Origin of the sequence: Xanthomarina gelatinilytica (assembly GCF_000348685.1) — a bacterium.
GTDB classification, from domain to species: Bacteria; Bacteroidota; Bacteroidia; order Flavobacteriales; family Flavobacteriaceae; genus Xanthomarina; species Xanthomarina gelatinilytica.
Window position 1 is genome coordinate 234893 of record NZ_ANLA01000004.1, and the last position, 22129, is coordinate 257021.

Sequence of the window (22129 nt, forward strand, 5' to 3'; positions counted from 1 at the left end):
TCCATAATATTAATTATTCGTCGTTATTTGCTCTGTTTTTGTTGTATCTATAAATAGCATAAGCAATGATAACCAGTGTTATAAAAGGTAGCAAACTTCCTATAAAAACACCTATTTCATAAGAGCTGTCTGGTGCTTCTTTTATTTTTTCGTTGATATCAATTTCCTGAAGTAAGCTAATGATAGAAAACATCTTTAATTTTTTTGCTAAAGTTAATGCTTTTGTGAAAGTGGTAAAAACTCTTTTCTAAATTTAATTATCAATGGAAAACCTCTAGCCATGATCCAGCAAGTAAATGCTATAAAAATGGCATAGAGTTTTAAATCTAAAGAATCCAACCAAAACAAAATAGGAACAAATACAAAAAAGGTTGAAAACAACAAGAGATTTCGTAAGTCTTTCATTTTACCAAGCCCTTTAAACATCCCATCAAAAATAAAAGCAATGGCACAAAAGGGCTGCATGGCAAGTACCATCCAAAATATGTTGTAAAATTCTTTTAAAACTTCTGGTTCTTTAGTAAAAACGGTTCCTATAAAATAATAAAACAAGCTTCCCAAGAGAGCCAAAAACACACCTAAATAAACCCCATACCTAATCAACTTGTTGCTTAATGTTATTAATTTACCATACTCTTTTCCTCCTAAAAGTTTTCCGGACAAAATATTTCCAGCACTGGCATAGCCATCAATAATAAAAGCACCAAGAAACCATAAATTTATGGCAATGGTATAAGCAGCAATATATTGTTTGCCATAACTGGTTGAAAATGCACTGGCAAAATAAAGCGTGACGTTTAAGGCTAACGTTCTTACAAACAAATTAAGTATCATAACCGTAAAACGTTTTATTTCCTTATTAAATGGCAACATCAGTTTTAAAGAAATGGGCGTTTTTTTAAGTAAGTAATAGGCAGACAAAGCTGCCATTAGCACTTGTGCAACAAAGCTTGCATAAGCTGCTCCTTGTATGTGCATGGCAGGAACATACCCTTTGATTCCATATACCAAAACCACATCCAGCACTATGTTTGATGCTGCCCCAACTATAGCAATTATCATAGGATAATAGGTGTTTTGCAACCCTCTAAAAGTCCCAAATACTGCAATGGTAAACAAGGTAAATGGAAAACCAAACACTCTAATTTGATAATACGCAACACTATAATCCAAAATAAGATTTGAAGCATTATAAAGTTTGAAAATTTGCTCCGCAAATGGATAGCTTACCAATATGATTAATATACTAATGGACGTGATAATAAAAATAGCCTGAGCTGGTAAGTTTTTAACCTTATCCAGATTATTTGCACCAACGTATTGTGACACTATGGATGAAATAGCACTTCTGGTTTGTCCAAAAACCCAAATAAGCATGGATATGAACGCTCCAACAATTCCAACTGCTGCTAAAGATTCTGTGGCATTGATATCCACATTTCCAACAATAGCTGTATCGGTTAACGATAAAATAGGTTCAGACACTCCAGCTATCAAAGCTGGAATGGCTAGTTTGTTTATGTGCTTAAAGCTAATGTTAGTGCTCACAGTATAAGTTCGTAACAGTGAAAAGGATGTTCACTTTGATTTGGGAAATAAATATCTTCCAACTGTTTGTAATTGCGAAGTTCGTAAAATTTTTGATTTCGTTTGTTTTGAGAAAAGGTATCCAATCTTATGGAATTTGCCTGGTTTTGTCTGGCTAAAGTTTCGGCAAAATCCATAAGTTTCTTTGCATACCCTTTACCTTGATGCTCTGGGTGAACTGCCAACCTGTGAATGTATATGTTATTCTTATTGGGTGTTAGCCAAGTTACAGGAAGGTATTCTTTATCCATATAAGTTGAAACAACCACACAACCTATAATTTTAGACGGGTTTTCAATAACATACAATTCGTTTCTTGAAACGTCGTTTTTAAAAGTAGAAAAATCTGGATAGTGCGCATTCCATTGAAAAATGCCTTGACCTACCATAAAAGCAGCACATGCCTTCGTTATTTTTAAAATGTCATCAATATCTTTATAAGTAGCTTTCCGAATCATTTTTAATGTTTACTTTTGCATAAGTTTTGTGTAAATTTAGTTTTTAATTCTTGATTATGAAGAATATATTAGTTCCTGTTGGTTCGTCTAAAAATGCTGTAAGCCATTTACAATATGCTGTAGATTTTGCCAAGGCTTTTGGTGCAAAATTACACGTTGTTCAAATTTACAATATATATACTAAGGCAGGAACCATGATTAAAGTGGATCATATTCTAGAACGTGAGAGTTTGGAGTTTTTAAAATCTCATGTTGCCAAGGTAGATACCAAAGGAGTGGATGTGCATATTAAGACATTTAAAGGAAAACTGGTAGACACTATAGAATTGGTATGTAAATCCTTGGATATTGATTTAATATTGATAGAACCTAGAACAAATTCTGTAAGAGAAGAAGTCTATTTGGGTAAAACCTCTGGAAAAATCATTAAGCAAACCAATATTCCTGCCTTAATAGTTCCTGAAGGTTATACATACAAACCTATTATCTATATTTTAATGGCCTTGAAATCTGCCATTATAAAAAAAGAAAACGCTTTAAATCCTTTAATGGATATTAAAAATCAATTTAAGTCTATTGTTAATTTATTATTGGTCAAGACACCTTATCACAATGAAGGTGATTTTGATATTGATGAGAAATTATCGGCCATTATTACTAACACCACTTATACAGAAAATGCCACCACTTTTCAGGGTGTTTTAGAGCATTACAAAGATAACGATCCAGACTTGTTGTGTGTTGTTAGACGCAAACGTGGGTTTTTCACCAAACTCTGGGAAAAGAACACCATTTTGAAAAAAGATTTTCAAAGTACAACATTACCAGTTTTGGTTTTAAGTGGATTGAAATAAATTTGTTTAATTTAACCAAAGTAATGTATCTTTGTCTGCTGTTGGAAGAAGGTGGCGAAAAAATAATTTGGGGGATTAGCTCAGTTGGCTAGAGCGCTACGCTGGCAGCGTAGAGGTCATCGGTTCGAATCCGATATTCTCCACAGATAAAAAGTCTTTATTTAAAACATAAAGACTTTTTTTATTTTATAAAATCGATACTTTTTTCAACAACTAAGTTTAATTCTTTAGGTAGATTTTCGTTCTCCCAAGGATGTTTAGAGCCAAAGACATGATTACCGTTTTCTATGGAAATCAATTTACTTTTGGGATTCCAGGCATGCAACATGTTAGCTTCATTGAAAGGAATGGATGTGTCTGAATCTCCATGTACAATAAGATGTGGGATTTTTAACCTTTTAGTGGCCAATTCAATGTTTAAACGGGTTTCATTGGCCTTGAAATCTTTATAAAACTGATATTTATGAGGCATTTGCTGCTTGGTTCTTCCGTTTAACACATATTTTACACCTTCTTTTTTCCATGTCTCTAAATCGCCAATAGTAGCAGTTCTCTTGGCAAAATCGCAAACACTTGCCCAAGTTATTAATTTTGTGATCCTTGTATCTTCTGAAGCAAAAATGGTTGCAATTCCGCCACCTCGGGAATGTCCAATTAATGTCACATAGTTGGTATTGATTTCCGTTTTAAATGGGTTTTCATTAGATAGCAAGTAATTTAATACATCTTTCAAATCTTGGAGTTCCTTGGAGTAATTGTTTTCTGAGAATGCTTCTAAATCCGGGAAATCCATTGGGTTTTCTATAGTTCCTCCATTATGTGAAAAATTAAATTTTACAAAAAAGTAATTTTTGTTTTTGAAAGCTTCTGCCACTACATCCCAACTTCCCCAATCTTTAAACCCTTTATAGCCATGACAAAATACAACCAAGGGTTTTAGTGTTTTAGATGGGTTAAAAAAAGCATCCCAAAGGATTGGTTTTTGCTTTTTCCGATTTAATATGAGATTTTTGGTAATCATTCTATTTCCTTTTCAACAAAATCCATTTCAAGATTACAAATTTCAAGAATGAGCTTTTTTAATTCCGTTTCAAAAAATTGGAGAGTGTCGTTATAAATAAGCGTGTTTTTATTCCTGTCGTAAGTACTTTCTTTTTTTGCAAATTTTAAAAATCCTGAACTTAAGTTTTTAAACGAAATAACACCTGCTTCCAGAGGCAGATTGACTTTACGGTCTTTAAACATGGCATATGCATAACATAACACTTGAAAGGATTTACTGTATTTTGCATAGTCGGTTGTTAAATCTTCCCAATCAATTACCTCAACCTGATTTTGAAGGACTTTTCCTGTTTTATAGTCAATAATTCTGGTAATGCCATTATATTGGTCTACCCTATCTACTTTACCTGTTAAGTATACAGGAAAATCCAATTCCTTAAGGTCTATTAAAACCTTGTTTTCACTTTCTATGGCAACAATATTTATTTTATTGCCATTTTGCAATTCTTCAATCTCTAGGTTTAAAAAATTATTTATATAACGTTTGGCAATTTCATATACAATCAGGTTTTTACCTTTGGTGATGTCTCCTTGTTTATAAAACGCTTTAAAATGATTGGTAACTGTTGTGTCCACCAAGGTTTTCATGTGTTTTACATGGTCAACAGTAAGTTGTTTTCCTTCCAGAGGCTTATAAAAATCTTCTAAGGTATTATGTATCACATTGCCTAGAGTATTTGCTGCAATGGTTTCTTCAACCTCATCATATTCTCCAATTTTCAAAACTTTTTGATTGTAAAAATCTATTGGATTTCTTATATAATTGGTTAAAGATGAAGGTGAAAACCCTTTGTTGGCAATATCCTTTAAGCGTTCCAGTACGTTTGGCGTTTTGTAAATATGATGTAATGTAGGTTTTGACAAACTAACATCTGGAAGCACCAATTTATGTGTAATGGTATGGATGCCCTCCAATTCCAATTGTGTTATAAGCCTGCTCTTTTCTCCACCATTTAAAACATCTGCTTCGGTATTATATAGTATGTGTACTTGTTTTGCGCGTTGTATCAATCTGTAAAAATGATAGGAATAAACAGCATCCTTTTCTTTATAAGTTGGTAAATTGTATTGCAATTTCACATCAAAAGGAATAAAGGAGTTGTTGCTTTTCCCAGAAGGTAAAACACCTTCGTTAACAGAAGAAATGATAACCGTTTCAAAATCTAAAACCCGAGATTCCAACATACCCATAACCTGTAAGCCCTGTAAGGGTTCTCCTTTAAAATCTAGTGTTTCACTACTTAATAAATTTTTATATACCTCAAAAAGGGTTTGCACGTTTTTTAAATGTGGATAAGTGGCATGCAGTCTGCTTAGTTCATTAAACAACTCATTGAACCTATATAAATATTCCAGATGTAGTAGATTGTCATATTTTTTATTATCGAGATTGTTTTTAATTAGGAATATGAGTTTTTTGGTTTGTTTTAAGGCTTTATTGGCTTCGTTATCCCAGGTTCCAAATAAAACCTCTATAATTTCGGTAAAAGGTTCTGAGAGTTCTTTTAATTGCGCTGTGTTTAAGTAAACCAAGTTGTTTTGTTGAATGGTATTGACTATTTCTGTAATCTTGGTTTTAGGGTTTATTTCAAATAAGGGACTGATATTTTGATGGGATAAAATGGCAATGATATCTTTGTAATAGTAATTAGAATTGGAGTCCTTGTGCAAATAGAACAATCTTTCGAACAAAGTAGCCAATGGAACAGAACTTAAGGGCAGACCCATGGTTATGTTTAGGGCATTGACCGTTGAAGGCAAGGAATTCAAAACAGGAAGCAGTAACCCTTCATCTCCCAATACAATGGCCGTTTTGTCTAAATTTCCCCGATTAGAAATCAGGGTGTTTAAAATAGAACCAATTTGTTTGGCTTGACCCACATTTTTTGGTACGCCATAAACGGAAATCTCTTTTTCCTGAGTATAATTATTGGAAACCCAATTAAAGGGATTTGCTTTAAAATAGGACCAGTTTTGCTTATATTGTTTCACAAACAAACCAGCATCGTGTAAGGGATTGTTTAAATAGCTTGTTTCAATATCCCAATATATTTCAGCCAATTCGTTTTGAAGCAGTTCTTGAATAATGGTTTCTTCAGCTTTATTTAAAGCATTAAAGCCTAAAAAAACAAGTTTTTTATCTGTATTGGTTTGAATATAGCTTTCAATATTGTTAACAGCTTCCCTATAAATCAATCCTTGATATCCAATCCCTTTATGGATAAGGGTCTCTGTAAAATGATTGTAGTACTCCAATAACTTGTTCCAAAAGGCAAGATACTTTTTTATGAAATCTGATTTATTTTCTTGTTGGGACCAGTGATTGATATCCTGTATGGCACTCAAGTAATTAAGTATGTCTTCTTGAGGTATCAAATAACGATCTATTTCGTTAAAGTCCTGAATAATTACTTGGGCCCATTTTGAAAAAGACTCAAACGAATCCTGTTCCGATGGTTTAGTGAGTTCTTTATAAACGGTATAAAACTCAAAAAGCAATTCCACATTAGAGATGGGTTTTAACTGAGATAAATTGCTTGTAAACTCTTCTATGCTTAGTATTTCTGGAGAAAAAACCGTTTGTTGGTACACATGTGGTATATTGTTTTTCAGGAAAACGCCCGCTCTTTTACTTGGTAAAACAAAGGTAAGATTAGCAATGATTTCTTTATTTGCTTTAAGTGTTTGGAGTACTTCATGAATAAATGTTGTCATAGTATAAAAATAAAAAACGCTCCGAAAAATCGGAGCGTTTTTAAAACTATTTTATGTTATAATCAGCTTATTTTACTAAGTTAATTTCAACTCTTCTGTTGTTTGCTCTACCAGCTCTAGTTTTGTTAGAATCAATTGGTCTAGATTCTCCATAACCTTCGTGAGTAAGTCTATTAGAAGCAACACCATTAGAAATTAAGTAATTCATTACAGAACTAGCTCTTTCTTTAGATAACTTCATGTTTAATGCTTCGCTACCTACGCTGTCTGTATGACCTTCAATATTGAACTTAGCATTTGGATACTCTTTTAAGATTCCAATAATGTTTTGTAACACTTCAGCTGATTGCTCTTTAATTGAAGATTTACCAGTGTCGAATAAGATAGTTTTAGCATAGGCATTTAATGATTTCTGTACTGCCTCAGTTACCTCTGGACAACCTTGGTTAGCAACTGTTCCAACTTTGTCTGGACATAAATCATCTTTATCAGCAACACCATCTCCATCTCTATCTGGCCAAGGACATCCATTGTTTGCAGCAGGACCAGCTTCGTTTGGACATTTATCATCTTTATCAGCAATTCCATCACCATCAGCATCAGGACAACCGTTTAATTCTTTAGGACCAGCAACTGTAGGGCAGTTATCTTTGTTATCAGGAATTCCGTCGCCATCAGTATCAGGACATCCATTGAATTCAGCTAAACCAGCTTCATTTGGACATTCGTCTTTGCTATCTTCAATACCATCTCCATCAGTATCAGGACAACCGTTAAATTCAGCTAAACCAGCTACTTCTGGACAAGCATCATCTTTGTCGTAGATACCATCTCCATCTGTGTCTTTTCCTCCAAATTTAAATGTTAAACCTGCATAGTGTTGAAAGTGTGTAGCTAAATAATCTTCGAACGCATGTTTGTATGTACTTTGTAAAGTAAATCCAATATTTTCAGTAAACCATAAGTTAAGACCAAGTGCACCATTAAGGGTTCCTGCTCCAATTTCGTCTACCCAAGTGTAACCACCACCTACTCCTAGGTAAGGCTCAACTACTTTAGAATTAATTAATTTTGCGAAACTATATTTAACAGTTCCATCTACTCCGTAATAAGACATATCACTTACATCAGCATCGCCCCAACTTTCAATTTTGTTGATAGACCCAGTAACTCCAAAAGAGAAACCATTGCTAAAATACTTTGAAACTGTAAGACTTGATAATGAAGGTAAGATATTCCAGTGATCACGAGCATTAAAATACTCATCGAAATAATCACCAAGTGGAGCATCTTCTCCTGTTGGATAGAAATCAACGGCGTTTACTCCTAGACTGATAGCCCATGGATTGTTTTCATCTTGTGCATTAATGTTGCTAAAACTTAACATAAGCAACATTGCGAACAATAATCTGCTAAGATTTTTCATATTCAAAAATTTAATTTTTAAGTGTTAATTGTAAGCAAAAGTAAGTTGTTAAATGTTATTAACAAAGACAAATATAGAAAAATATTGAATAATTTACCTAAAATCTGCTTGTTTGTATAAATTTTTTAAATTATTTCTAAAACTTTTCCAATTTTTATAAAGGCATTGATAGCCTTATCCAGATGCTCCCTTTCATGGGCTGCAGATAATTGAACCCTTATTCTTGCTTTTTCCTTTGGAACAACTGGGAAAAAGAATCCAATAACGTAAACACCTTCTTTTAACAATAAATTTGCCATGGTTTGTGCTAGTTTGGCATCGTACAACATCACTGGTACAATGGCCGAATCCCCATCTATGATATCGAAACCGGCTTTTTTCATACCTGCTTTAAAGTACTTGGTGTTTTCTTCTAGTTTATCTCTTAAGGAAGTGTTGTTTTTTAACATATCGAACACCTTGATGGAAGCTCCTACTATTGCAGGTGCCAAGGAGTTTGAGAACAGGTAAGGTCTTGATCTTTGACGTAGTATTTCAATAATCTCCTTTTTGCCTGTAGTGTAACCTCCCATGGCTCCTCCCAGTGCTTTTCCAAGGGTTCCGGTAATAATGTCTACTCTTCCCAACACATTTTTTTCTTCAATGGTACCTATTCCTGTTTTTCCTATAAAACCTGCAGCATGGCATTCGTCTACCATTACCAAAGCATCATATTTTTCTGCTAAATCGCATATTTTGTCCAATGGAGCCAATAGTCCGTCCATGGAGAAAACGCCATCTGTAACAATAATTTTAAATCGCGCACCATTTTTAATGGCTTCCATTAACTGAGTTTCCAAATCGGCCATATCGTTGTTTTTATAACGATATCTGGCTGCTTTGCATAATCTTACACCATCTATAATGGAGGCATGATTTAAAGAGTCTGAAATAATGGCGTCTTCAGCGCCAAACAAGGGTTCAAAAACACCTCCATTGGCATCAAAAGCTGCTGCATATAAAATGGTGTCTTCTGTGTCATAAAAATCGGCAATTTTATGTTCCAATTCTTTGTGAATATCTTGTGTTCCACAAATAAAACGAACCGACGACATCCCAAAACCATGTGTATCCATAACATCTTTTGCTGCTTGAACCACCTCTGGATGAGACGATAGACCCAAATAATTATTGGCACAAAAGTTTAAAACTGTTTCGCCTGTGTTCAAGGTTATTTCCGCTCCTTGGGCAGAGGTTATAATGCGTTCGGTTTTAAATAATCCACTGTCCTTAATTTCCTGTATTTCGTTTTCTAAATGTTCTTTGATTTTTCCGTACATGTCTTGGTTGTTTTTTTACAAATTTAAAATTCTTTTACTTCTATCCCATCATTAATGTAAACAAGTATTTTTTTAGACACTGTAAAATTCATTTCCATCAATACATTTTTGTATGCTTCCAGCTGTAAAATGTGTTTCTTGTCTGGTGCGCCAGTTTTATAATCCAATATGGTTACTTGGTTTTGTTTGTTGATTATCAATCTGTCTGGACGATACTTGATTCCAGACTTGCCAATGATATCGCGTTCATTGTAAACTGTGTCTTCTGTTAAAAAATAAGGCTCCAAAATTTCATGTGCAACAATATTTAAAACAAGTTCTTTTAAAACTAAGGCTTGATCGGCTGTTATAACGTTGGCATTTATAAAGTCATGCATTACAAAATCAACATCTGCTTTCGTTTTAATTTTAGACATGATATGGTGCAACAAATTCCCTTTCTCTATGGCTTCTTTTTGGGATGTGTCCCACAGATACCCTGAATTGGTAACGATTCTTATTTGATGCTCATGTTTGGGAGTTGATATAAACGCCGTTTGTTTTAAAGTCTGGTTGATTTCTTTCTTTTTTTCTGAAGTTTTTATTGGGTTTCCAAACTGATATATCCATTGATTTTCATCCCAAAGCTTGATATGGAGCAAATAATCAATAAAAAATCCGGAATATGTGTTCTGGTTAGCTTCGCCTTTGCTACCGATGTCTTTTTTTGAAATAACGTGCAACTGTTCCTTAGCTCTAGTTAAAGCCACGTAAAGCAGGTTAATATTGTCAAGTTCCAACTCTGAACGATGGGTTTGATAAATTTCCTTTCCCGTATCGCCAAAATTTTCAAAATCTTTATTAAAATTCAGCAACGTGTATGGAAATCCACAAAAGCTTGCTTGATCAATAGGAAACCATTCTTTAGCTTCAATTTCTTTATAAATATCCAAATCTGCAAAAGGGAAGATAACCACTGGAAACTCCAAGCCTTTGGATTTATGTATGGTCATTATTTGCACAGCTTCTTGTCCTGAAGGCGACACGATGCTTAACGTATCTTTTTTCTTTTCGAAATGTTCTATAAAACCGGATAGGTCCGATAATTTCTTTTGAGAATATTCAAATACAAAATCCAAGAAATATTGCACATACGCATTTGACGTTTGCACCAGGTTAAATGATCTTACCAAGGTTTCAGCAAGTTCAAACAAAGACAGCTGCATCAACCCATTATGGTTTAATTTTATCTGAAACTCTTCCAGTTTGTTGATTAAATCTGCTAAATCCAGTTCAATAAAAGACTCAAAAAATGCATGTTTATCTTCAACCTTAAACCGTTCTGCCAAATAATACAAGACCCGGATTTTAATATCGTTGTTTTTTGGCTGTTCCATCAGTTTTAAAAAATCTACAATGAAGCTAACTTCTTCAGAATATTTCAACAACAAGGTTTCCGAAGAAATAAGAGGAACCTGATGTTCGTTTAAATAATCGGCAATTGCAACACCTTCTTTTTTCTTTCTAACCAAAATACAGATCTCACTGTAAGAAAAGCCATTATCCAAACATCTATTTATACATTCCAGGGTTTTTTCGGCATACAATTGTTGGGCATCATCTTCTTTTTGAATGTTTAAAAACTCCAAACCAACAAATCCCTCTTGGGTTTTGGTTACTTCCTGATAGGATGCTTGGTACAATTTTTTATAATTTTCATTGCCAAACTTAGTGTTGGACAAATACTCAAAAAATCCATTGTTAAATTTTAAAATTTCCTGAAAACTTCTGAAGTTTTGTGGCAGATTTTCAACATCTTGAATAATCTGAAAAGGCTTTTCTGTTTTATTGAATAGGTCTATAAATTGCTCAGCTTTCCCTCCTCGCCATCTGTATATGGCTTGTTTGGCGTCTCCAACCAAAAGTACAGAGCCTATTTCGTTATTTAAGTTTTCTTGAGATAAACTGTTGTCCATTAAAGGTTTTAGGTTCTCCCATTGCAGCACAGAAGTATCTTGAAACTCATCAATAAAATAGTGTTTAAATCGCTCTCCCAAACGCTCATAGATAAATGGTGTAGGTTGGTTTTTTATCTCGTTGCTTATCAGCTCATTAAACTCTGAAATCAACACCTTGTTTTGTTCATTTTTTAAAGCATTTAATTCCTTGTTTATGGCATTTAAAACAGATAAAGGTGTGATATTTTTATAAAAAGCCTTTAAAAATTTATAATGAAAAAAAGCTTTTTTGGTATCGTTGAAAACGGTTGCAATTTGAGGTTGTATGTTTTCTATTGTTGCTGCCACATCTGCAGAAACCCTTTTTGGGTACAAGGTTCTGGTCTCAATCTCTTCTTGCCATTTGGAATCAAAACCAATAGTAAAATTTTTGCTTGCCAGTTTTTGAAAGTGCTTTGGTAAATAACTGCCTGAAAAATCATCAAACTGTAAGCCACACTCTTCTATATAAGTTAAGATTCCTTGTGCTTGGCCAACAAGTAAGGTTTCGGTAGCCAATATATCGTTTCGCAATTGGTTTTTTAGCGCTTTAAAATCTTCTAAAGATTTGTTTTTTAGTGTATTTATAAAAAACAAATCCTCCTCACTAACCAAGAGTTTTGAAATTTTATTAAAATCGTAGGACACATCCCAGCTTTTGTCATCGTCTGCTTTTTCTATTGCAAAATCTATTAATATGTTGGTAAGTTCCTTTTCGGTTCCGGCTTTGGAAATCAATCTGTCCACAGCTTCATTTAACAGGGCTTCCTGATCCAGCTCGACTTCAAAGTTTAAAGGTAATTTTAAATCATACGCAAAGGTTCTGATAATTCTGTGTGTAAAGCCGTCAATGGTAGAAATATCAAAAGCAGCATAATTGTAAACAATGGTATTTAACAAACGTTTGGATTTGTTGTGAATGGCTTGTGGAGACATATTCAACTCTTCACAGATCATTAAAAACATGTCGTTGGGATGCTCCAAAATGTTTTCAGAAGAAAAAACCCTTAACGTATCAATAATACGCTCTTTCATTTCGCTGGCTGCCTTATTGGTGAAGGTGATGGCAAGAATGTTTTTAAACGTATCGTAAAAAGGGGATTTTAATATAATTTTTAAATATGCTTTTACCAAAGTAAAAGTCTTTCCACTTCCTGCCGAAGCATTATAAACCAAAAAAGAGCTTTTTTTATCCATAAAGTAGAAAATTTTACACAAGATAAAAACTATCAATGATTTGATAGGTATTTATTATTTTTAATTGCTGCTATTTATACGTAAATTTGAAAGAATTAAATATTAACAATTAAAAATTTAAATATTATGGCTTTCGAATTACCGAAATTGAAATATGCTTATGATGCTTTAGAGCCTCATATAGATGCACGAACAATGGAAATACACCATACCAAACACCATCAAGGTTATACAAACAATTTAAACAACGCCATAGAAGGCACAGACTTAGAAGGAAAAACCATTGAAAACATCCTTATTAACCTGGACATGAACAACAAAGCTGTTAGAAACAATGGTGGAGGTTTCTATAACCATTCCCTTTTCTGGGAAGTTATGAATCCTGAAGGTAAAGGATATTTGTCTGGAGATTTAAAAGATGCCATTATTGCCCAATATGGCAATGTAGATGCCTTTAAAGACGCTTTTAGCAAAGCTGCTGCAACCCAGTTTGGTTCTGGTTGGGCTTGGTTATGCGTTCATAAAGGTGGAAAAGTGGAGATTTGCTCTACACCAAACCAAGACAATCCCCTAATGCCTGGAGTAGGTTGTGGTGGCACACCAATTTTAGGATTGGATGTTTGGGAACATGCTTATTATTTAAACTATCAAAATAGAAGACCAGATTATATCAATGCTTTCTTTAACGTTATTAACTGGAACGAGGTTGAAAGACGTTATGCAGAAGCAAAATAAGTTTAGATGACTTAAAAAGAGACATTTGGTAGAATAAAATTCTATCTTTCAGTTTGTAAGATACCTGCCTTTGTAGGTATCAAATGAAAAAAGGTGAACGAGAGTTCACCTTTTTTGCCCCAAATCTACCATAAACTTAACCTACTTATGTTATGGTAGGCCAAATATAGAATGGTCGTTACTCTTAAAAAAAATAAATAGATAAACGGCTTATAAATTAGGCTAAAAGAGGATATATTAATTATTTAAGGGTAAAATCCCCTTAAATATGAAGTTGAAGATATTTTTTTTGCCTTAAAACTGAAAAGAAGAAAATAAAAAAAGGCGAACGAAAGTTCACCTTTTTTTGCCCCAAATCTACCATGAACTTAACCTACTTATGTTATGGTACATCTAATGTAGTTTTATTTTATTTAATGTTTTTAAATTTTTAGACGAAATGCATATTTATCAGTTAAAAGTATGTTTTTGATAGACAAACCGTTTAAAATTAATGATTTAACCCTAGTCTTGAAATTAATACGCACGTTCTTTATTCCCTTCATAGAAATTAATAAAAGCCCTATTAACCACACGATTACCTCCTACGGTTGGATAGTTTCCTGTAAAATACCAATCCCCTAAATTTTTAGGACAAGCTTTGTGCAAATTTTCCACAGGTTGAAAAATGGTAACAACTTCTGCTTTTACAGTATCGTCTGAGATCAATTCTGCAATTTTATTGGATATGGCCTCATCTGAAAACTCAGAATATAAATCTTTTACAAAATTTCTAACGTCCTTGTCTTCTAAATGTACCTGTGCTTTACATTTTTCATAAACCTCTTGTACCAAATGGTATTTGTTGTTTTCTTCCAGCAACTCCAACATGGCCCTAAAAGCAATTAAATCTTCAAGTCTTGCCATGTCTATACCATAACAATCAGGATAACGAATTTGAGGTGCAGAAGAAACCACTATGATTTTTTTAGGATACAATCTATCCATCATTTTTATGATACTCTTTTTAAGCGTGGTTCCCCTTACAATACTGTCGTCTATAATAACCAGGTTATCTGTTGGTTTAATAACACCATAGGTAACATCGTAAACGTGAGCCACCAAATCGTCACGACTACTGTCTTCCGTGATGAAGGTTCTTAATTTAACGTCTTTAATGGCTATTTTTTCAATTCGAGGTCTTTCGCTTAAAATATCTGTTACTTTTTCTGCAGACAAACCTCCATTGCCATTCAATATTGCTTGTGTTTTCTTTTTGTTTAAATGCTCTTCAACCGTTTCTATCATTCCAAAGAAAGAGGTTTCTGCTGTATTTGGAATATAAGAGAACACCGTGTTTTTAGTGTCGTTATCAATGGCTTCAAGAACTTTTGGCATTAATAGTTTTCCCAATTTTTTACGTTCTTGATATATTTCAGCGTCACTTCCCCTTGAAAAATATATACGTTCAAAAGAACATGCTTTTCTCTCTAAAGGTTCAATGATTTTTTTAATGGACACATCACCAGATTTTTTGGTAATGATAGCATGACCTGGCTCCAGCTCCTTTACATCTTCAAAAGCCACATTGAAAACCGTTTGGATTACGGGACGTTCTGAAGCTACAACCACAACTTCGTCGTCTTTATAGTAATAAGTTGGCCTTATTCCTGCTGGATCCCTTAACACAAAGGAATCTCCATGACCTAAAAGTCCAGCCATGGCATAACCACCATCCCAGTTTTTAGAAGCACGCTTTAAAATTTTTGCCACATTCAATCGCTCGGCAATTAAAGGTGAACATTCTATTTTACTATAACCTTCCTTTTTAAGTTGTTTGTATTTTTTTGCAACGGCATCGTCTAAAAAATGTCCTATTTTTTCCATAATGGTTATGGTATCTGCCATTTCTTTGGGATGCTGTCCTATTCTAACCAATCCATCAAATAACTCATTTACATTGGTCATGTTGAAATTTCCAGCTACAATAAGATTTCTGTGCATCCAGTTGTTTTGTCTTAAAAACGGATGTACGTTTTCCACACTGTTCTTTCCAAAGGTGCCATATCTTACATGACCCAAAAGCACTTCGCCTATATATGGCAAGTGCTTTTTTTGCTTAGCAACATCATCTTTATATTCTGGATGCTCAAGCATTTCTTTATTGATGCGTTCGTTAATTTGAGCAAAAATATCTTGAATGGGTTGTTGCGCTATGGAGCGTACACGACTTATGTATCTTTCTCCAGGTTTGGTATCTAATTTAATGCTGGCAAAACCTGCACCATCTTGACCACGATTGTGCTGTTTCTCCATCATGAGATACATTTTGTTCACACCGTAAAAAGCTGTTCCATACTTTTTATGATAAAATTCTAAAGGTTTTAAAAGCCTAATATGGGCAATTCCACATTCATGTTTTAAAGCATCGCTCATTGTAATTTATGTTGTAGTTGTTGTTTGTTTTTAATATTCATGTTCCTGTTTACCGCAAGACAGGTTTACCGTAATGAAAAATATAATCAAAAAACGCGCTCAATTGTGAGCGCGCTTGTTTATGTTAATTCGATATCGAATTGTGTTAAATTTTTAAATTCTTGCAAACGTTGATGCACCTCCTTGCTTTTTAAATCTGTCATGCGCTCAGTACCAAATTTTTCAACACAAAAGGATGCCAAGGTTGAGCCGTAAATAACAGCGTTTTTCATGTTTTCAAAAGAAACGTCTTCTGTTTTTGCCAAATAACCTGCAAAACCTCCAGCAAAAGTATCTCCTGCTCCTGTAGGATCAAACACTTCTTCTAAAGGTAGGGCCGGAGCAAAAAACACATTGTCTTTATGGAACAACAAAGCACCATGTTCCCCCTTTTTAATCACCACGTACTTTGGACCCATTCCATGTATTTTTCTAGCTGCGACAACCAATGAATATTCTCCTGTTAATTGACGCGCTTCTTCATCGTTTATGGTTATTACATCTACTTTACTTATTACGTTCAGCAACTCTGTCAAAGCACAATCCATCCAGAAATTCATCGTGTCCAAAATAACCAGTTTTGGTTTGGTGTTCATTTGTTCCAAAACACTCAATTGGACGTTGGGATGTAAGTTTCCTAACATTACAATATCAGAATCCCTGTAATTTGTTGGAACCACAGGATTGAAATCTGCAAGCACATTCAGTTCTGTAGCCAAGGTATCGCGAGAATTCATATCGTTGTGATATTTCCCACTCCAAAAGAAAGTTTTTCCCTCTTTTACAATTTCCACACCAGAAATATCGATGTTTTTATTTGCCAAAAGGTCTAAATATTCTTGAGGGAAATCGCCTCCAACTATGGAAACCACAGATGCATCCACGTTAAATTGCGAAGCTGCCAACCCTATAAAGGTTGCTGCTCCTCCAAGAATTTTGTCAGTTTTTCCAAAAGGGGTTTCAATCGCATCAAAAGCTACGGTTCCTACTATTACTAATTTGCTCATATTGAGGTTTGAAAATTTGACGCAAATATAAGGTATTTAGTTGCTAAATTCCGAATTAATTTTATCTGTGTGTATCTGGTTGGTATTTGATGTCTAATCGTTTTCTTCTTATTTTGATGTTTCCATACACTTGTTTTAGGGTATAGCTATTTCAGGAAAAGACATTATGTATTTGATTTTTAGTTTTATGCTGTTTTTTCAGAATAAAGTTCTATTTTTTTGGATTTTTTGGCATAAAATTTTTATGAAAAGTTTTTATTTTTTGCGACCGAATTTAATTTTAACCCCAAATTTTATGACTTTAAAGTACTTTTCTAATCTTCGATGTTTTAGCCTAGTCACAACAGTACTTGGACAAAACAATGCAACCGTCTCAAACGACACCATTTCGAGATCTACTAGCAGGATCCCTCTCAGTCTTGGCAAGCAGTTATAACACTTAAAATGATTAAAAGCAAAGCCTTATTCTAGTATTATATTAATCAATATGCTATTTCTGAAACGTTAACCACGACTGAAATAGATGTTTCTTTAAAGTGGAAAGTTTATCCAGACCCAACTTTTGGTTTTTAGGATTTTTCAATGTCATATAACATATCAATTGTGTATACGTTTTAGTAAGACTTATAAAAACGCTATGCCCTTGTTAGCAACAAAAAACAATTACTAAACTTAATTCAAAAAAAAAATGAATAAAAATTACTTATCTATAAAAACAACCTTAATTCTAGCTTTCACGTTTTTATTACAAAATTTAACAGCACAGTGTGTTATAAGTAATAACCCTCAATTTGCATTCCCTTGGGAAAGTACTGCAAATTGGTCTATAGGTCAAGGCTTTACTGCAGAGTGTAGTGGAGCTTTAGAGTACGTTCAATTCCTTGCCGGTACAACTGGTACAATATCAGCTGGTACGCTTAAAGTATATAATGGTAATACGGTTAGTGGAACACCTATATATACGCAAGCGTATCCTCAAATAACCATTAGTCAAGCAAACGACCCTATTAGAATAAATGTTACTGGCAACGTAAATATAACTCAAGGCAGCCAATATACTTTTGAATTTACCATAGATACAGGTATGAGTATTGTTGCCGATTTTACTAATGGATATTCTGGAGGTAATACTTTCAGGGATGGAGCTAGTTTATCTTTAACAGATGCCAAATTTTCAGTTTCAATTTCAGATGACACATTAGGTCTTGATGCGTTTACTGTTTCCAATAGTATAAAAGTATTACCAAACCCTGCTTCCGAATATATTAAAGTTTCAGGCTTAAAAAATAAAGCAACATATAGTATTTATAATGCATTAGGTTTAGAAATAACTCATGGTGAAATTTTTGATAATGAGGCTATTGATATTAAAAACTTAGCCAATGGTCTATACTTTTTAAAATCAGAAAACGGGAACACCGTAAAATTTATAAAAGATTAAACAACTAAAAGCTTTTGCTAACACAGGCATTAAAAACGCTAAAACTTTTAAAAGTTATGGCGTTTTTTATTTCCTGCCAAAATCAGCTGGGATTTCGCCCCAAGCTTTCGTTTCCCATTTAACAATAGTTGTGGTGTAATTGTTTTCTTTAAGCCAGTTTACAGCTCTATCTACCAGCTCAAAAAGTGTTTTGTTTTTTTGGTTTCGCTCCAATTTGGTGTTGCATGATTTCTTTTTTACCCAACTCATGGCTGTTTTGGAGTCTGTATAAATAATACGGTCACTGTTATGTTGTTTTAAAAAAGCCAATCCGTGAACAATGGCGAGAAATTCGCCAATGTTATTGGTGCCTTCTTCAAATGGTCCTTGAATAAAAAGCTGTTTTTTGGTTTTGGTATCCACACCTCGATACTCCATTTTTCCAGGGTTTCCGCTAGAGGCAGCATCCACAGAAATGGAATGGTAGTTGGGTTGACCTATTTTTTTAAGTTGATCTTCAGTAAGACTGGAACTGAACTTCTTGTTTTTACCTATATAGTCTTTATAGTTGCCATTTAAAGCTTTTTTGGCAGCATCAAAAGTTTCAAAAGATTTGTATTGGGCTCCTTCAAAGTCTTTTATTTGTGCTTTGCAATCGTGCCAAGACTCAAAAACACCTGTTTTGTGGCCTTTCCAAACTGTGTAATATTTTTTTTTCTTCTTACTCATTGTATCATTGCAGGCTAAGTGGACATCCTTTAAATGCAAGTTTCGGTATTAATTTATTGATAAGGCGCTTTTGACTTCGCTCAGCGCAACATTTTAGCTACTTTAATAACTTTTCAACAACCTTCGGAAAATGTTCCATTTCCAATTTATGAATATTGGCAGCTACATGTTGTGCAGTATCAGTAGGCAAAACTTTGCATTTAGCTTGAAAAATAATGGCTCCCTCATCATAATGTTCATTTACATAATGTATGGTAATTCCTGTTTCTGTTTCTTTATTGTTGACTATAGCTTCATGGACATGGTTTCCATACATACCCTTTCCACCATATTTGGGCAAAAGTGCTGGATGAATGTTAATTACTTTGTTGGGAAACTCATTTAAAATAAATTCTGGAAATTTCCATAAAAACCCAGCCAACACTATTAAATCTGGATCATTGGCTTTTAAAATGTTTAAAACATCATCTGTTTGCGAAAAGGCTATTCTGTTAAAAGACAAAGCGCTAACCTGTAGGTTTCTTGCCCGATCTAAAACTTTGGCATGAGGATTGTTGGTTAATACTTGAATAACAGACGCATGTGTTCTGTTTTTAAAATAAGTTATTAGGTTTTCAGCATTTGTTCCACTTCCGGAAGCAAAAATTACAATACGTTTCATCTATTAAAATAAATTAATCTACTATATAAAGCTACGTAGATGGGTGACATAGGGTTCAAATTTAAGGGAATGTTTGTTAATATCGATGATACTTGTTTTATTTACAGATTAAATGATTTGATTATTTCAACAAAAAAGAATAAATATTAACAATTAGCGAGTAAAATTAAAATACTTCAAGGTTATTTAGTAAATTACATGCACATTTTTATGCTAAAGGTGTGTTTTAAAAATAAAGTTTTTTATTTTTGCCAACTAATTAAAACTTAAAATTAAAAGATTATGTCAGACATTGCATCAAGAGTAAAAGCGATTATCGTAGACAAATTAGGTGTTGATGAAAACGAAGTTGTAACTGAAGCTAGCTTCACAAACGATTTAGGAGCAGATTCATTAGACACTGTAGAATTAATCATGGAATTCGAAAAAGAATTTGATATCCAAATTCCAGACGATCAAGCTGAAAACATTGCAACAGTTGGTCAAGCTATCTCTTATATAGAAGCAGCAAAATAATTCACAAAAACTTATGGAATTAAGGCGAGTTGTAATTACTGGTTTAGGAGCACTAACACCTATTGGCAATACCAAAGACGAATATTGGGAAGCGCTTAAAAGTGGAAAAAGTGGTGCTGCACCTATAACGTATTTTGACACTGAAAAGTTCAAGACCAAATTCGCTTGTGAATTAAAAAACTTTAACGCAACCGATTTTCTTGATAGAAAAGAAGCGCGCAAAATGGATCGATTTACGCAGTATGCCATGGTGGCTTCAGATGAAGCCATTGCAGACTCCAAATTAGATCTGGACGCCATCAATAAATTAAGGGTTGGTGTTATTTGGGGAGCAGGAATTGGTGGTTTGGAAACCTTTCAAGACGAAGTATTGAACTTTGCAGCTGGAGACGGAACACCTAGATTCAACCCGTTCTTTATCCCTAAAATGATTGCAGATATAGCCCCTGGAAACATTTCCATTAAACATGGATTTATGGGTCCAAACTATACAACTGTATCAGCTTGTGCTTCATCGGCAAATGCTATGATTGATGCTTTAAACTATATACGTTTAGGACATTGTGACGTGGTGGTTACTGGTGGAAGTGAAGCAGCTGTAACCATAGCTGGAATGGGTGGTTTTAACGCCATGCACGCCTTATCAACAAGAAACGAAAGCCCAGAAACAGCCTCTAGACCTTTTGATGCTACCAGAGATGGTTTTGTATTGGGAGAAGGTGCTGGAGCGATCATTCTTGAAGACTATGAGCATGCCAAGGCCAGAGGTGCAAAAATATATGCTGAAGTGATAGGAGGTGGATTATCTTCCGATGCTTACCATATGACTGCGCCACACCCAGAAGGTATAGGTGTTATTGCTGTAATGAAAAATTGTTTGGATAATGCTGGCATTAAACCTGAAGACGTTGATCATATCAACACTCATGGCACCTCAACACCTCTTGGAGACGTTGCAGAATTAAAAGCCATCTCTGAAGTGTTTGGTGAACATGCAAAACATATCAATATCAATTCAACAAAATCCATGACGGGACATTTGTTGGGAGCTGCTGGAGCCATCGAGTCGATTGCTGCCATCTTGGCCATAGAACATGGCGTTGTTCCTCCTACAATCAATCATGAAGTAATTGATGAAAATATTGATCCTGAATTAAATTTAACATTAAACAAAGCACAAAAACGCGACGTTAAAGTAGCCATGAGTAATACCTTTGGTTTTGGAGGACACAATGCCTGCGTATTATTCAAAAAATTAGATTAAACCAACGAATGAAAAACATTCGAAACATATTAAATTCCCGTTCTAAAAATGACGGGAATTTTTTTGTGTTTATCCACAAAACCCTAGGTTTTAAACCAAAATCCTTAAAATTTTATAAAACGGCATTTACACACCGTTCTATGAATATTAAGGACAGCCAGGGCAACACCATAAATTATGAGCGTTTGGAATTTTTAGGAGACGCCATGTTGGGAGCAGTTATTGCTTCGCACCTTTATGTTGAAGTACCTAGTGGAGACGAAGGCTATTTAACAAAAATGCGCTCCAAAATAGTAAGTCGCGAACATTTGAACGAACTGGGAAGAGACCTGAACTTAATCAGTTTAGTTGAAAGTAAAATTCCCAAAGGACAATTTGGCGATAACATTCACGGCAATTTGTTTGAAGCTTTGGTAGGAGCTATATTCCTTGATAAAGGCTATAAATATTGCGAAAAATTTATCTACAAAAAAGTCATTATACCTTATGTGGATATTGAAAAACTGGAAGGTAAAGTCATTAGTTACAAAAGTTTGCTTATTGAATGGTGCCAAAAAGAAAAGAAAACGTTCGATTACCACGTGTATGAAGATACAGGTAACGACGATATTAGACACTTTTCGGTTAAGCTCTCTATAGACGATAAAGTGGTCGCCAAAGCCAGGGCAACGTCCAAAAAGAAAGCTGAGGAAAAAGCATCCAAGCGCGCCTTTTTTGTGTTCCAAAAACAAATATCCCGAGAATTTTAA

General features: G+C 34.2%; 18 protein-coding genes and 1 tRNA gene. 7 read left to right on the top strand and 12 right to left on the bottom strand.

Translation table 11 applies throughout. The features are described from left to right. Positions 1–13 precede the first annotated feature (13 nt). From D778_RS01670 to D778_RS01680, 3 genes are read right to left on the bottom strand one after another with little or no spacing between them, the layout of a single operon-like run. On the bottom strand, positions 14–193 hold the full coding sequence (locus D778_RS01670) for a hypothetical protein (RefSeq protein ID WP_007647116.1): 180 nt from the start codon (positions 191–193) through the stop codon (positions 14–16). A gap of 20 nt (positions 194–213) precedes the next feature. Then, on the bottom strand, positions 214–1548 hold the full coding sequence (locus D778_RS01675) for an MATE family efflux transporter (RefSeq protein WP_007647121.1): 1335 nt from the start codon (positions 1546–1548) through the stop codon (positions 214–216). Then, on the bottom strand, positions 1545–2045 hold the full coding sequence (locus tag D778_RS01680; protein WP_007647122.1) for a GNAT family N-acetyltransferase: 501 nt from the start codon (positions 2043–2045) through the stop codon (positions 1545–1547). Before D778_RS01680 ends, D778_RS01675 begins: the two co-directional genes overlap by 4 nt. A gap of 56 nt (positions 2046–2101) precedes the next feature. On the opposite strand from D778_RS01680, the gene D778_RS01685 reads away from it, so the two are divergent. Further along, the gene (locus tag D778_RS01685; protein ID WP_007647123.1) at positions 2102–2899 is read left to right on the top strand and encodes a universal stress protein; all 798 of its coding nucleotides are present in this window, start codon (positions 2102–2104) and stop codon (positions 2897–2899) included. 69 nt (positions 2900–2968) lie between these two features. Then, positions 2969–3042 (top strand) — tRNA-Ala (locus D778_RS01690). Between the two features lie 38 nt (positions 3043–3080). Here D778_RS01690 and D778_RS01695 read toward each other — a convergent pair. From D778_RS01695 to D778_RS01715, 5 genes are all read right to left on the bottom strand, one after another. Next, a complete protein-coding gene (locus tag D778_RS01695) occupies positions 3081–3920 on the bottom strand; it encodes an alpha/beta hydrolase family protein (RefSeq protein ID WP_007647127.1) in 840 nt (279 codons plus the stop codon). Continuing rightward, positions 3917–6676 carry a PD-(D/E)XK nuclease family protein gene (locus D778_RS01700; RefSeq protein WP_007647129.1) on the bottom strand — a complete coding sequence of 920 codons (2760 nt, stop codon included), beginning with the start codon at positions 6674–6676 and terminating at the stop codon, positions 3917–3919. Before D778_RS01700 ends, D778_RS01695 begins: the two co-directional genes overlap by 4 nt. 67 nt (positions 6677–6743) lie before the next feature. Then, positions 6744–8102 carry an OmpA family protein gene (locus D778_RS01705; RefSeq protein ID WP_040491217.1) on the bottom strand — a complete coding sequence of 453 codons (1359 nt, stop codon included), beginning with the start codon at positions 8100–8102 and terminating at the stop codon, positions 6744–6746. Positions 8103–8227: 125 nt separating this feature from the next. Continuing rightward, positions 8228–9421, bottom strand: coding sequence for a glycine C-acetyltransferase (kbl, locus tag D778_RS01710; protein WP_007647133.1), 1194 nt, complete (start codon positions 9419–9421; stop codon positions 8228–8230). Positions 9422–9444: 23 nt separating this feature from the next. Further along, a complete protein-coding gene (locus D778_RS01715) occupies positions 9445–12594 on the bottom strand; it encodes a UvrD-helicase domain-containing protein (RefSeq protein WP_007647134.1) in 3150 nt (1049 codons plus the stop codon). Between the two features lie 126 nt (positions 12595–12720). Between D778_RS01715 and D778_RS01720 the strand changes: the two genes are divergently transcribed. After that, the gene (locus D778_RS01720; protein ID WP_007647135.1) at positions 12721–13329 is read left to right on the top strand and encodes a superoxide dismutase; all 609 of its coding nucleotides are present in this window, start codon (positions 12721–12723) and stop codon (positions 13327–13329) included. 516 nt (positions 13330–13845) lie between these two features. Here D778_RS01720 and D778_RS01725 read toward each other — a convergent pair. Further along, entirely contained in the window at positions 13846–15744 is a 1899-nt protein-coding gene (locus D778_RS01725; protein WP_007647136.1) for an amidophosphoribosyltransferase, read from the bottom strand. Between the two features lie 119 nt (positions 15745–15863). Next, positions 15864–16790 (bottom strand): PfkB family carbohydrate kinase, encoded by a 927-nt coding sequence (locus D778_RS01730; RefSeq protein ID WP_007647137.1) that lies wholly within the window; start codon positions 16788–16790, stop codon positions 15864–15866. Between the two features lie 688 nt (positions 16791–17478). Between D778_RS01730 and D778_RS14075 the strand changes: the two genes are divergently transcribed. Then, positions 17479–18231: a T9SS type A sorting domain-containing protein gene (locus tag D778_RS14075; protein WP_007647138.1), complete on the top strand. Its 753-nt coding sequence runs from the start codon at positions 17479–17481 to the stop codon at positions 18229–18231. 66 nt (positions 18232–18297) lie between these two features. On the opposite strand, the gene D778_RS01740 is transcribed toward D778_RS14075, so the two are convergent. Together D778_RS01740 and purN are read right to left on the bottom strand one after the other, a co-directional pair. Then, on the bottom strand, positions 18298–18939 hold the full coding sequence (locus D778_RS01740) for a ribonuclease H1 domain-containing protein (protein WP_007647139.1): 642 nt from the start codon (positions 18937–18939) through the stop codon (positions 18298–18300). Between the two features lie 97 nt (positions 18940–19036). After that, positions 19037–19600: a phosphoribosylglycinamide formyltransferase gene (gene purN / locus D778_RS01745; protein WP_007647140.1), complete on the bottom strand. Its 564-nt coding sequence runs from the start codon at positions 19598–19600 to the stop codon at positions 19037–19039. A 282-nt stretch (positions 19601–19882) separates the two neighbouring features. On the opposite strand from purN, the gene D778_RS01750 reads away from it, so the two are divergent. From D778_RS01750 to rnc, 3 genes are read left to right on the top strand one after another with little or no spacing between them, the layout of a single operon-like run. After that, a complete protein-coding gene (locus D778_RS01750; protein WP_007647141.1) occupies positions 19883–20116 on the top strand; it encodes an acyl carrier protein in 234 nt (77 codons plus the stop codon). 13 nt (positions 20117–20129) lie between these two features. Then, positions 20130–21380: a beta-ketoacyl-ACP synthase II gene (fabF, locus tag D778_RS01755; RefSeq protein ID WP_007647142.1), complete on the top strand. Its 1251-nt coding sequence runs from the start codon at positions 20130–20132 to the stop codon at positions 21378–21380. An 8-nt stretch (positions 21381–21388) separates the two neighbouring features. Beyond that, positions 21389–22129, top strand: a complete 741-nt coding sequence (rnc, locus tag D778_RS01760) for a ribonuclease III (RefSeq protein WP_007647143.1) — start codon at positions 21389–21391, stop codon at positions 22127–22129.